12 protein-coding genes are annotated in these 11,943 nt (G+C 65.6%); 9 read left to right on the top strand and 3 right to left on the bottom strand.

Annotation, left to right across the window (positions count from 1 at the left end):
- Nucleotides 1-59 precede the first annotated feature (59 nt).
- Genes ACP16H_RS05985 through ACP16H_RS05950 form a run of 8 tightly spaced genes read left to right on the top strand, consistent with a single transcriptional unit; the run spans nt 60 to nt 7,406 of the window.
- Nucleotides 60-1,871: an OmpA family protein gene (locus ACP16H_RS05985; protein WP_425071352.1), complete on the top strand. Its 1,812-nt coding sequence runs from the start codon at nt 60-62 to the stop codon at nt 1,869-1,871.
- A gap of 3 nt (nt 1,872-1,874) precedes the next feature.
- Nucleotides 1,875-2,342, top strand: a complete 468-nt coding sequence (locus ACP16H_RS05980) for a hypothetical protein (protein WP_425071351.1) — start codon at nt 1,875-1,877, stop codon at nt 2,340-2,342.
- Nucleotides 2,343-2,377: 35 nt separating this feature from the next.
- Nucleotides 2,378-3,217 (top strand): hypothetical protein, encoded by an 840-nt coding sequence (locus tag ACP16H_RS05975; protein ID WP_425071350.1) that lies wholly within the window; start codon nt 2,378-2,380, stop codon nt 3,215-3,217.
- A gap of 37 nt (nt 3,218-3,254) precedes the next feature.
- A complete protein-coding gene (locus ACP16H_RS05970; RefSeq protein WP_425071349.1) occupies nt 3,255-3,818 on the top strand; it encodes a hypothetical protein in 564 nt (187 codons plus the stop codon).
- 39 nt (nt 3,819-3,857) lie between these two features.
- Entirely contained in the window at nt 3,858-4,895 is a 1,038-nt protein-coding gene (locus ACP16H_RS05965) for a hypothetical protein (RefSeq protein ID WP_425071348.1), read from the top strand.
- 10 nt (nt 4,896-4,905) lie between these two features.
- Complete coding sequence (locus ACP16H_RS05960; RefSeq protein ID WP_425071347.1) at nt 4,906-5,544, top strand: hypothetical protein; 639 nt, start codon at nt 4,906-4,908, stop codon at nt 5,542-5,544.
- A 1-nt stretch (nt 5,545) separates the two neighbouring features.
- The gene (locus ACP16H_RS05955; RefSeq protein WP_425071346.1) at nt 5,546-6,718 is read left to right on the top strand and encodes a PASTA domain-containing protein; all 1,173 of its coding nucleotides are present in this window, start codon (nt 5,546-5,548) and stop codon (nt 6,716-6,718) included.
- Nucleotides 6,719-6,731: 13 nt separating this feature from the next.
- The gene (locus ACP16H_RS05950; protein WP_425071345.1) at nt 6,732-7,406 is read left to right on the top strand and encodes a PASTA domain-containing protein; all 675 of its coding nucleotides are present in this window, start codon (nt 6,732-6,734) and stop codon (nt 7,404-7,406) included.
- 2 nt (nt 7,407-7,408) lie between these two features.
- Here ACP16H_RS05950 and ACP16H_RS05945 read toward each other — a convergent pair whose 3' ends face one another.
- From ACP16H_RS05945 to ACP16H_RS05935, 3 genes are all read right to left on the bottom strand, one after another.
- Nucleotides 7,409-8,998, bottom strand: coding sequence for a GMC family oxidoreductase (locus ACP16H_RS05945; protein ID WP_425071344.1), 1,590 nt, complete (start codon nt 8,996-8,998; stop codon nt 7,409-7,411).
- A 48-nt stretch (nt 8,999-9,046) separates the two neighbouring features.
- Entirely contained in the window at nt 9,047-10,075 is a 1,029-nt protein-coding gene (locus ACP16H_RS05940; protein ID WP_425071343.1) for a Hint domain-containing protein, read from the bottom strand.
- A gap of 73 nt (nt 10,076-10,148) precedes the next feature.
- The gene (locus tag ACP16H_RS05935) at nt 10,149-10,607 is read right to left on the bottom strand and encodes an Lrp/AsnC family transcriptional regulator (RefSeq protein WP_425071342.1); all 459 of its coding nucleotides are present in this window, start codon (nt 10,605-10,607) and stop codon (nt 10,149-10,151) included.
- Nucleotides 10,608-10,755: 148 nt separating this feature from the next.
- Between ACP16H_RS05935 and ald the strand changes: the two genes are divergently transcribed.
- Nucleotides 10,756-11,874, top strand: a complete 1,119-nt coding sequence (gene ald, locus ACP16H_RS05930) for an alanine dehydrogenase (RefSeq protein WP_425071341.1) — start codon at nt 10,756-10,758, stop codon at nt 11,872-11,874.
- The last annotated feature ends 69 nt before the right edge of the window (nt 11,875-11,943 follow it).

Below are 11,943 nucleotides of genomic sequence, written 5' to 3'. Positions count from 1 at the left end.
CCATTTCTGAACGACCAGCCTTGCGGCCCTGACCGGGCCGCCTTCGAGAGGATTCGACCATGCCAGACATCGAAGACATGACACCCGGCCAGGTGCTTGCCGAAGCCAGCGTTGCCGATTTCATCAAGTCGCTCGGTCTTTCGATCGCCGAGGCGCAAAAGGCACTGGACGAGAATTCCGTCAACCAGATGGGCGAATTCATCACGCCCCGTGACGGTCTGGGCGGCAAGTCCCTGCTGGACATCGGCCTGATGCCCGCCTTCTACCACTACCAGCACGCGGACATCACCTGCTCCATGCAGTTGTCGCTGAAGGTGGAAAAGAACATCGGCGTCGGCGTGAACCTGAGCGGCTCGTTCAACGACAACACGACGTCGAACGCCTCCAGTTCGAACGCGTCGAGCAGTAGCGAAAGCGGCTCCTCGACACGAACCAGTGAACGCACCGCGCAGATCGAGATCACCTCTTCTTCGACCGGAGCCCTGACCATCGGCGGGCAAAGCTTTGCTCTGACCGGATCGGATCCGATCAGCCGGATGCGCGCCCTGCGCGACGCGGTCACGGCAGATACGACGGCTGGCGTCCCACGCCTGCTGTTCGAACCCGCGGACGCCACCTTCACGATCACCAGCGATGCGCCGGCGGACAAGGTCCGGACGGGTTCGAACACCGTCACATTCCTCGGCGGCGGCTTTGACCGGGCCATCATTCAGGTCGATACGGATGCGGCCACCAGCTATGTCTTCAACGGCACCACCACGGTGACGACCACCGCCCAAGGCAGCGTCGCCGCCTATGCCGCCCATGTGGCAACACAGGTTCAGGCCACCGGTATCTCCTGCCAGGTCTTCGCGCCGACAGATCCGATCTCGCAATGGTATTTCGACACCGGCGAAGACGAAGTCTTTACCGCCTCGGGAGAGGCCGCCACCGCGAACCGTAATATAACCCAGCGCTTGATCGACCTTTCGCAACTGGTCATCCGCCACAGCCTGAACGTCACGATTCAGGGATACGCGGACGCACAGCCCTACCGCGACGGCTCTCAACCTTCGGACCTGTCCAACCAGCAACTGGGCCAAAGACGCGCCGAACACCTCAAACGTCTGCTGACCGCCCACGGCGTTCCGGACACGCAGATCACGATCACGACCTCGACCGGCGCCGCCGATGCGCAGGCGGACGTTGCGGGCGGCGGACCCGTCGATAACGTGCGCTTTCGCCGGACCGACGTGCGGATTTCCGGGCGTACCGCGTACTACCTGCTGTGCGACGCGCCGGGCGGAACCGATATCACCGGCGTTGCCCCGGACAAGACCACCCCGCCCCCCGGCACCGGCAACGGATTCATCTACCTGTACCGCCCGACACCGCTCAGCCTGTCCAGCGACTCCAACTCCTGCACTATCGACGGCACCAACTTTGCATTTTCCGGAGCGGCAGTCACCAGCGGCCCAGCCTCCGGCACGCCCGAAGCCTATGCCCACAACCTGATGACCAGCATCAATGCAAACACCGGCGTCGACTTCACGTCGTCGGCCACAGGAAACGTGGTGACTGTCTACCGGAAATCGCAACCCTTCCGCCTGACACTGTTCAGCACGCAGTCGCGCAACATCCAGCTGTCCGGCAGCGAAGGCGTCACCGTCACACAGCAGTTCACGCGCACCACGTCTTCCTCCGGAACCACGGCAAACACCGGCAACCGCACCGTGGCTGTCGGGGCGTCCCTGGACGTGCGCTACGGCCGTCAGTTCGAGATGAACGTGACCGGCAACTCCTCGATCTCCGCCCGGCTGGTGTCGATCCCGGCGCCGCCGCAGTTCCTCGAAACGATCAAGACCTTCCTCGATCAAGGCAACGGGGGCTGATCCATGGCCGAGACGCCCAAGGTCACGCGCAACCTGCTGTCCGCGCCGCTGCCGGACATCATCCAGCGGCTGGGTGTTGCCATCGCCCAGGCGCAGTTCGCGCTCGACCAGAACTCCGTCGCGCTGGCGACCGAAATGGCCCAGACCGAGGTCGAGATCGGCGGCGACAAGTACAACCTGCTTTCGCTGGGGTTCGTGCCCTCGTTCTACACCTTCACCGAAGCAACGGTAGAGGCCAAGCTGTCGTTCTCCATGACCGAAAGCACCGAGATGTCGATCAACGTCGGCGTGCAGGTGGGCGGCGGGACGCCTTTCGTCATGGCCGCCGCCAGCGTCGAGGTCGGCTACGCGCGCAAGTTCTCGGTCTCTGCCGAAGGCATGTCTTCCATCGCCGCGCGGCTCGTCAGCCTGCCGCCCCCGGAAATCTTCACCGATCTGCTGCGACGCAAATTCGAAAACGACGTGATCTGACGCCGCTCGCGCGGCCTGCAAAGGAGACCTGAACAATGGGTATCGGACAGGAACTGTTGAACGTCCCGATGGGCGACATGATCCGGCAGATGGCCTTTGCCATCGCCGACGGCCAGACCAAGCTGGACGAAAACTCCATGAACACTGCCGAGATGATGGGCGGCCTCACCACGGTCTACGACGAAAAGGGCAACGTCAGTTTCGACGACAGCCGCGTGTTCTTTGGCTACGAATACATGTCGCTGGCCGAGGCGGTGTCCTACGCCATCATGGACGACGCCATGACCGGCACGCTGGACGATGACGAGGCCAACTCGCTCTTTGCCATGGTCAAGAAGATCGCCACGACCTTTGGCGTTACCATCGGCGGCACGCGCGAGACGCCGACGATCCCCAACACCGATGTCACCACGCCTGCCGGTCAAACGGTCAAGGCACCGGACCTCGAAATCCGGATGCCCACCCGCATGTCGATGATGGAGCTCGGCTTTGGTCCGACCTTTTACCAGTTCGTCGACACGATCATCGAAGTGAAGATCGCGATAAAGATCACCCGCGACCGCAGTTACACCCGTACAACGCAGGCGAAAAAAAGCGATGTGAACTCCTCTTCCGCCCGCAAGCGCAGTTTTTGGGGCACATCGAAATCCTCATCCTACGGGCGCAACGTGGCCACCAGCCAGGTCGATGCGACTTATTCCAACCGCTATTCCTATTCGGCCGAGGGGGCGTCGATCCTGCGGACCAAGATCATGCCGGTGCCGCTGCCCACCGCGCTCGAAGACCGCATCCAAAGTTTCATCGAAACCGAGGAAGCCCGCCGCGAAGCCGCCCTTGCGGCCCGCAAGGCAGCGGCAACGCCCCCGACGCCCTGATCCTCGCATCTGAACCCCACGGCAAAAGGAATCCGCGATGTCCGTCAGCACGGAAATGGTCAATACGCCCTTCCCCGAAATGGTGCGCGCCATGGGGATCGGCATCGCCGAGGCGCAGTACGAACTGGACCTCGTTTCTCTGAAGATCGCGCGCATGATGGCGGGCTACATGCCCGATCCCGAACCGCGCGAGGGCGAAACCGCCCCTGCCCCATCGGGTCCTCCGGAACGCACGGTGCTGGTGAAACTGGGGGACGGGCAGGAATACTCCCTGCTCGAACTCGGCTTTGTCCCGACCTTCTACCAGTTCGTCGACACGCTGATAGAGCTGAAGCTCTCGATCTCTGCCAGCCGCGAGACCGAGGTCAAACGCTCGTCCACCACGGTCGACGCCTCCGTGTCCGGCAAGGTGGGCTTCTTCTCGGCCTCGGCCAAGATGCGCTGCTCTGTGGTCTCGGCGTCTTATTCGGCCAAGTATCAGTATTCCGCCGAAGGCTCTTCGCTGATGCGGACAAAGCTGGTGCCGGTGCCTGCCCCCGCCATCCTCGAAGAACGCATTCGCTCGATGATCACCGCCTCGACCACCGATCCGACTCCCTGACCCGCCCTCTCTGACCTGACCACCAAAGGCCCGCCCACCATGCCCCGCCGTTCCTGGAGAGACCTCGACCGCCCCGAACGCCCGATTGATCGCCCAATTGATCGCGCAGCGGTTCGGCCTGCGTCCCCTGCCGCGCAACAGGCCACGGCGGGCCGCCCGGACGATCTGGCGCGCGCGGCCAGCCTCGCGCCTGACTCGCGCCTGTCTCAGCTGATGCAGGAACGTCAGGCACTGGAGGATCGTCTTCGCAACCTCACCGGCCTGCCCGGCCAGCAGGGCAGCGGCGATCCGCACCGCGACGCGCGCTTCCAGGTTCCGACCTTCGCGCAACGGCAGGCCGAGATACGCCAATGGGAGGCGCAGCGTCAGGCCCAGCTTGCACAGGGTCCGCAGCAGGCGCAGGCGCGCTGGGGACAGCAGATGCAGGCGCAACCGCAGGGGCTGCCCCCCCTGCCTGGCACGCTTCCGGCCACCGGCCTTGGCGCAACCGGTCTCTCCCCCGGCGTCTCGGATCGTATCCGCGCCCAGCGCACCGCGTTCACCAACCGCACCCGCACCGCGCGCGAAGGGTTGCTGGACCGCCCCCGCGCGGTGGCCGAACAGGTCGACAGCATCGGTCGCCCCCTGCGGCAACTGGGCAACCAGTTCGCGCAGCAGGACGCGAAACTCGACGAGATGGACCGCAAACTCGCCGCCGAGGGGGTCAGCCAGTCCGAACGCGACGAGATCCGTCGCAGCGTGTCGAACCCCGATGTGAACAAGGCGGCCAAGGTGCTCCAGCGTGCCAATGCCGCGCTGGAGGCACCGAAAAAGGCCGTCGCCAAGATCGATCAGTTCTGGAAGCGTCGCGAACAGCAGATCAGCGGCCCGATGGACCGTTTCTCGGGCTACGCCGCCGACCGCGAACGCCGCCTGTCCACCGAGACCGGCGGCTCGGGCGACCTGTTCGAACGTATGCAGACCAATCGCCAAAGCGCCCTGCGCAACCGCCAGCAGGCGCGGATGCGGGACCGCGCTGACGAACGCCGCCGCGAACGCGCCCGCGAGCGGGCCGCCGCACGCCGCGCCGAAGATTGAGGACCCCGGAATGAGCGACGACGGAAAATTCATTGCCGATACGCTTGAAAGCGTCATCGTCGGCATGGCCGAAAGCCTGCGGGACGCGCAGGAGGAACTCTCCGGCGCGCCGCCGCTAGACGCCTATGGCCGCCCGACACCGCAATACCGCATCCCGCATCTGGACTTCGAAATCGGCTTCAAGCTGGTCACCGACACAAAGGCCACGGGCGGGATGCGCCTGATCTTTGGTCCCACCACGGACAAGACCCGCGACGTGACCTCCACCATCTCGGGGCGCTTCGTCGCCGTCCCCCCGGGCGAGGGCCTGCCCCTGCCGGTCCTGACCCTCGCGGTCGAGGGATCTGGCAACAGCCGTCAGGTCGTGGTCACCGCCGGAACCACCGCCGGCGAACTGCTGGCCGGTGCCGAGATCGAACTGAATGTGGACCGCGCCGCCTCGGTCGCGCTTTCTGCGGACAATGGGGTCGCGTCGCCGCGCCTCGACGGTCAGGTCAGTTTCGACAGCGCCGTCGTCACCACCGACGAAACCGGCGCCGCCCGCACGGGACTCACCTTCGGCAACTCCCTGCAGGTCGCGGCCATCGTTGTCCTGACCGCCGAAATCGGCAGCGAAGCGGTCCGCGTCCTCACCGGCAAGGAGCTGTGACATGGCCAACCTGATCTTTCGCGCCCGGCTGTTCGGCAGCGATGGCAAGCCCCTTGGCGGTCGCGGCCTCATGGTCTTGGCGTCCAATCTCAGCAACGGCGCATGGGCCGCGTTTCTCGACGGTGAATCCGACGCCGAGGGGTTCTTTACCGCTCAGACCGACACGCGCACCATTCGCGGCCTGGGCAAGGTCTCCCCCGCCCTGCGTCTCAGCGAAGGCGGGCGGGACGACCGTGTCCTCGCCAGTGCCGTCATGTTCACGCTGGAAAGCAACGCCGACATAATCGTCGACTTCGGCGAAATCGACGTGCTGGATGACGGCAGCTATCCCGCGCGGGACGCCAAGGGCGAAGATATCTACACCGTCGCGGGCATCCCGCGCCGCAAGGAACTGGCGCTTGGCAGCATCTTCACCCGGTTCGACACCATCCCGCCCGGCACCGTCATTCTGGATACCATCAACCGCCCTCCCGGCGGCGGCATCGTGCTGGACACCGGGGTCCTGAACAACGGAGCCACCGCCACGCTTGACCTCGACCCAAAGGTCAAGGCCGAGCTGGAAAGCCTGCACAAGATCAACCTCGAAAACACCGCACGACTGGCCACGCAGGAACGCCTTCTGACCGAAAGCACCCACGCCCTCAGCCTGAAGGACGCCGATCTCAAAATCGCCCTCGACCGCGCCACCGCTGCCGAAGCGAAGGTCGAAGAGATCAAGATCGCAGCGCGCGGCGAACCGGCGCAGATCGACAGCGTGGTGACCAATATCGGCAGCAAACTGGGTGCCGCCTCGGCAGAGCTCAAGGCCAAGGACAACCCCTTCCGCATCGGTGCCATCCGTCTGGACCTCAAGGGCTCGCTGGCCGAGGACGGGCGCATCTTCCTCGGCGGCGACAAGACCGATGGCTCCGGATTCTCGGTCGAGATGACCCCCGAAAGCGACGCCACAAAGGGCGAGGTGCAGATCACCGTCCCCGATGTGACCGGCCTGACGCAAGGCCCCGCGCGGCGCGTCCTGCGTTCGGTCGGGCTGCGGCTGACGGCGGCAACGCAGCCTGTGAAACCGGGCAGTGCCGCGCATGGTGCCGCCCTGCGCCAGACCCCCAAACCCGGCCAATCCGCCCCACACGGCACCGAGGTGCTCGTGGTCTTCGCAACCGTCACACAGACCTGAACAGGAGCACGCCATGAGCGACCTCAAGAACCTGATCGGAGACATCGTCGCCTCGCCCCTCGGACAGGTCATCGCGCAGGTGGGCCAGGGCGTCGCCGACGCACAGGAAGCACTGGACGAGGCCTCTCTCGCCAAGGTTTTGGAAATCTACGCCGAGGGTGACGACGAGAAACTGGCCCTCCTGCGCGAGATCGGCTACCGCCCGACCTTCTACACTCTGCCCGACACCACCGGCGAGGTCCGCGTGGCGCTGCGGCTGGGCAATGGCGCGCAGGGGGCGGGCAAATCCGTGCGGCCCGTCAGCCCCGTGGTAAAGGCCGTGCCCGCCCGACTGGGCCTGAATGCCCTCTCGGCCCGCATGTACGCCGCGCCGGTCGATGCGGGCTATGCCAACACCTATGGCTATCAGGCCGACATCTCGGCCAAGCTGACCTTTCGCATCGTCCCGGTGCCGCCGCCTGACGGCGCGGACGAATTGCGGCAGGTTCCCGACCTGTCGACCCGCACGATCCCCGCAGCGCGCACGGCCTTGGAAGCCCTCGGGCTGGAGGCCGCTTTTGTCGACGCCTCCGGCACCGCAATCGCCACCCCGGACGAAACCCACGTCGTGACCGCCCAGTCACCGGCGGCCAACGCCATCGCGCGGATGGAGGACACGGTGACCCTCACCATCGCCGCGCCGACCTGATCTCAGGCGCGGCCCAGCACCATATCTGCCGCCTTCTCCGCGATCATGATCGTCGGAGAGTTCGTGTTCCCCGACACGATCCGTGGCATCACGCTGGCATCGACCACGCGCAGCCCCTCCATCCCCTTGAACCGCAACTGCCCGTCCAACGGCGCCTCGTCCTCCATGCCCATCCGCACGGTCGAGACCGGGTGAAAGATCGTCGTCCCCACCTGCCCGGCGGCCTCTGCCAGCTCTGCATCCGTTTCAAAGGACGCCCCGGGCTTCATTTCCTCCGGCTGGTACTTCGCCAGCGCCGTCTGCGCCATGATCCGCCGCGTCAGCCGGATCGCGTCGATGGCCACCCGCTTGTCCCCCTCGGTGGACAGGTAGTTCGGCGCGATCCTCGGCGCATCGCGGAAGTCGCCAGACGCCAGCGTCACAGTGCCCCGGCTCTCGGGCCGCAGGTTGCACACGCTGGCCGTCATGGCCGGAAAATCATGCAACGGCTGGCCGAAGGCCTCCAGCGAAAGCGGCTGCACGTGATACTCCAGATCCGCCGTCGCCACGCCCTCGCGCGACTTGGCAAAGGCCCCCAGCTGCGACGGCGCCATGCTCATCGGCCCACGCCGCCGAAAGACGTAATCCATGCCGATCAGCCCCTTGCCGATCAGCGTATTCGCCATGGTGTTCAGTGTCTTGGCCCCGGTCATCCGCCATGCGCAGCGCAATTGCAGATGGTCCTGCAGGTTCGCCCCCACCCCCGGAGCCTCGCGGATCACCTCGATCCCGTGATCCGCCAGCATCTCGCCCGGACCGACGCCGGACAATTGCAGGATCTGCGGCGACCCGATGGCTCCCGCCGACAGCATGACCTCGCCGCCGCACCGCTCCGTACGCTCGACCCCGCCCTGCTCGAAGGCCACGCCCACCACGCGCCGTCCGTCAAAGGCCAGCCGCTTGACATGGCACCCGGTCTCGACCTTCAGCCGATCCTTCGGTGCGCCCTTCAGGAACGCCTTGGCCGTGTTCATCCGCCAGCCGTTCCGCTGGTTCACCCGGAAATAACTGACACCCTCGTTGTCCCCGGTGTTGAAATCGTCGGTGCGCGGAATGCCCTCCGCCTCGGCGGCCTTGATCCAGTCGTCCAGCACGTCCCAGTGCAGCCGCTGGTTCTCCACCCGCCATTCGCCGCCCGCGCCGTGAAACTCCGACGCGCCATCGACGTAATCCTCGGACTTCCTGAAATACGGCAGCACGTCGTCCCAGCCCCAGCCGGTCAACCCCATCTGCCGCCAGCCGTCATAATCCGCCGCCTGCCCGCGCAGGTACAACATCCCATTGATCGAGGAACAGCCGCCCAGCACCTTGCCGCGCGGATACAGCAGCGACCGCCCACCCAGGCCCGGCTCGGCCTCGGTCTTGAAACACCAGTCGGTGCGCGGGTTGTTGATGCAGTACAGGTAGCCCATCGGGATGTGCACCCAGTGGTAATTGTCGCGCCCGCCCGCCTCCAGCAGCAGCACCCGCCGTCCGCCATCCGCCAGCCGCCGTGCCAGCGTGCAGCCCGCGCTGCCCGCGCCCACCACGATGTGATCCCATTGCCCGGTCATGCCGCTCTCCCTCGTACCCGCCCGCACTAAAGCGCAGAGGCCAAAGGCTCACAAGTGCGCGGGATCGCGCACCGGGACGATCCTCTCATGCGCGATAAGTTCCGCTTCGCGCCGCGTCAGGATGGGCCGACAGGGTCGCCGCGCGTCGTCCCCCAGCGCCGCCCGGATGGCCGCCCGATCCGCCGAAGACATGATGTCCCGCGTGCGATACCCCGGCAGCAGGCTTTCACACGGCGCGCCCTCGGCGATCAGGATGTCGTGCGTGTTCAGCAGGATATGCACATACTGCACCTCCCGGCGCTTCACTTGCCGCACCGCGTGCCCGTCCACCAGCGCGATCGCGGGCACCAGCACCTCGGGCGCTCCATAATGCAGTTCCACCTCAGGCGCAGAGATCAACACCCGATGCTGCGGTGACAACTTCAACGGAGCGTAATTCCCGATGGCCCCCTTGGCAAAGCGCACCGGCGCGCCCGGTCCCTCTCCCGGCACGGTCTTGCGCCCGATCCACTTGATATCCCGCGCACGGCCCGACCAAGTGCAGACCGTCTCTCCGACCTCCAGACGCCCCGCCTGCACCGGCCCGCGCGGCGTGTGGATCTTGGTCGATTTCTCGAAACAGATGAACTCGTGCGTGTAGGCCGCGTTCTGGTCCGTGTTGAAGAACTGCGGCGGGTTGCCCCCGGTGAAATTGGCGTAATACCAGGCGTTCAGATCGAAGCCCGGCGTCCAGATCACCTCCGCCACCTGGCCCAAATCATCAATCCCCTCGAAGACGATGACCCCGCCCGCCCCGGCGGAATCCGAACGTGTCACCACGGCATTCAGGATCGACCCGCCACCGCCCGGGTCCATCCAGCTCAGGTCATAAGTGTCACCCAGCTCGAACAACCTTGGGTCGGGATCGCCAGCCTTTGTCGTGATGACGAGGTCGATGGAACTGGTCGGCGGATCGTCAAATGCCGACTTGCCCGGTGCCACATCCACATTGGCACCGGTTGCCGTCGCGAATTCGTTGTTCGCGGCATATATCGGGAAGGATGCGACCAACGACAGCCCCCAGGTTGACCCGGCCACTGTCTGATTTCTTCCCTAATCCGCGTTTAACCACGCCCCCCGAGGCGCAAGGTTTTGTATAGAATTCAATCTATCAGACCGGCAGCGCCGTGGTCTTGAACACCGTCTTCAGTGCAAACGAAGACTGCATCTGCGCCACTCCCGGCAGCCGCGTCAGGTACTGTCGGTGAATGCGGGCGAAATCCTCGGTGTCCTCGGCCACGACCTTCAGGATGTAATCCGCCGTCCCCGCCATCAGGTGACACTCCAGCACCGCCGGCACACGCTGCACCGCTGTTTCAAAGGCCTCCAGCACCTCGTCCGCCTGCGCACTCAGCGTGATCTCGACAAAGACCGTGGTGGGCAGCCCCATCTTGCGCGCGTTCAGCAAAGCCACGTAATCGCGGATATAGCCCTCGGCCTCCAGCCGCTGCACCCGCCGATGACAGGCCGAGGCGCTCAGGTTGACCGCCTCGCTCAGGTCCGCATTCGACATGCGCCCCTTGCGCTGAAGCACCCGCAAGATACGCCGATCCGTCTCATCCAAGGCCATATGCGAAGATTTCTCCGTTCAAAGCGCTTGTCCGTCGAAGGATCGTGCGCGCGTCCGGGCAAAGATGAACAAGCTTCGGACCCTTTTGCAAGCCTCTGCTGGCACAATTCGTCGCAGGAACGTCACCCCCTGCGCACAGGAGCCCAGCATGCAGATCGGTTGCCCGACAGAGATCAAACCCCAGGAATTTCGTGTCGGTATCACCCCCAATGCCGCCCAGGAAGCGGTGGCCCACGGCCACTCCGTCCTGATCCAGAAAGGCGCAGGCGTGGGCGCGGGCTTTACCGATGCCGATTACACCGCGGCCGGGGCGCGTATCGTCGACACCGCCGCCGAGGTCTTTGCCTCCGCCGACATGATCGTCAAGGTCAAGGAACCGCAGGCCGTGGAACGCGCCATGCTGCGCCCCGAGCAACTGCTCTTCACCTACCTGCACCTCGCGCCAGATCCCGACCAGACCCATGACCTGCTGAAATCCGGTGCCACCTGCATCGCCTACGAGACCGTCACCGACCCGCGCGGAGGCCTGCCCCTGCTTGCGCCCATGTCCGAAGTCGCCGGTCGCCTCGCGCCGCAGGTCGGCGCGTACTCGCTGCAAAAGGCCAATGGCGGACGCGGCGTGCTGATGGGCGGCGTCCCCGGCGTGGGTCCGGCCAAGGTCGCCGTGATCGGTGGCGGGGTGGTCGGAACCTTTGCCGCCCGCGTCGCAGCGGGCATGGGCGCGGACGTGACGGTCCTCGACCGCTCGCTGCCCCGGATGCGCTACCTCGACGACACCTTCGGCACGATGTTCAAGACCCGATATGCCTCGGCCGGAAACACCGCCGAACTGGTGGCCGAGGCCGACATGGTCATCGGCGCGGTCCTCATTCCCGGTGCCGCTGCGCCAAAGCTGGTCAGCCGCGCGCAACTGTCAACCATGAAGCCCGGGGCCGTGATCGTCGATGTCGCCATCGATCAGGGCGGCTGTTTCGAGACCTCCCGCGCGACCACCCACCAAGACCCGATCTACGAGGTCGACGGCATCGTCCACTACTGCGTCGCCAATATGCCCGGCGCCGTGGCGCGGACCTCGACGCTGGCCCTTGGCAACGCCACGCTGCCCTTCATGCTGGCTTTGGCGGACAAAGGCTGGCGCAAGGCCTGCTCCGACGATCCCCACCTGGCTCAAGGCCTGAACGTACACGCAGGCCAGCTGACCAACGCCCCGGTGGCGGAGGCGCTCAACCTCACCGCGATCACGCCCGAAGCCGCCATCGCCAGCTGACCGGTTTCGCCTTGCCTGCGGCCAGGCGACCGGGGGGGGGGCCGGCGAGGGCCCCCGCAAAACGGCGGT

Source organism: Sagittula sp. S175, from assembly GCF_049800975.1.
In the GTDB taxonomy this organism is placed as follows: Bacteria; Pseudomonadota; Alphaproteobacteria; order Rhodobacterales; family Rhodobacteraceae; genus Sagittula.
The sequence above is the reverse complement of the archived record's forward strand: the minus strand, read 5'-3'. Positions and strand labels throughout refer to the sequence as shown.

What these genes read in the sequence shown, in the direction of transcription:
- ACP16H_RS05945 (WP_425071344.1), bottom strand. Translation starts at nt 8,998, where the DNA reads ATGACCGGGCAATGGGATCACATCGTGGTGGGCGCGGGCAGCGCGGGC.
- ACP16H_RS05935 (WP_425071342.1), bottom strand. Translation starts at nt 10,607, where the DNA reads ATGGCCTTGGATGAGACGGATCGGCGTATCTTGCGGGTGCTTCAGCGC.
- ACP16H_RS05955 (WP_425071346.1), top strand. Translation starts at nt 5,546, where the DNA reads ATGGCCAACCTGATCTTTCGCGCCCGGCTGTTCGGCAGCGATGGCAAG.
- ACP16H_RS05975 (WP_425071350.1), top strand. Translation starts at nt 2,378, where the DNA reads ATGGGTATCGGACAGGAACTGTTGAACGTCCCGATGGGCGACATGATC.
- ACP16H_RS05965 (WP_425071348.1), top strand. Translation starts at nt 3,858, where the DNA reads ATGCCCCGCCGTTCCTGGAGAGACCTCGACCGCCCCGAACGCCCGATT.
- ald (WP_425071341.1), top strand. Translation starts at nt 10,756, where the DNA reads ATGCAGATCGGTTGCCCGACAGAGATCAAACCCCAGGAATTTCGTGTC.
- ACP16H_RS05970 (WP_425071349.1), top strand. Translation starts at nt 3,255, where the DNA reads ATGTCCGTCAGCACGGAAATGGTCAATACGCCCTTCCCCGAAATGGTG.
- ACP16H_RS05960 (WP_425071347.1), top strand. Translation starts at nt 4,906, where the DNA reads ATGAGCGACGACGGAAAATTCATTGCCGATACGCTTGAAAGCGTCATC.
- ACP16H_RS05980 (WP_425071351.1), top strand. Translation starts at nt 1,875, where the DNA reads ATGGCCGAGACGCCCAAGGTCACGCGCAACCTGCTGTCCGCGCCGCTG.
- ACP16H_RS05985 (WP_425071352.1), top strand. Translation starts at nt 60, where the DNA reads ATGCCAGACATCGAAGACATGACACCCGGCCAGGTGCTTGCCGAAGCC.
- ACP16H_RS05950 (WP_425071345.1), top strand. Translation starts at nt 6,732, where the DNA reads ATGAGCGACCTCAAGAACCTGATCGGAGACATCGTCGCCTCGCCCCTC.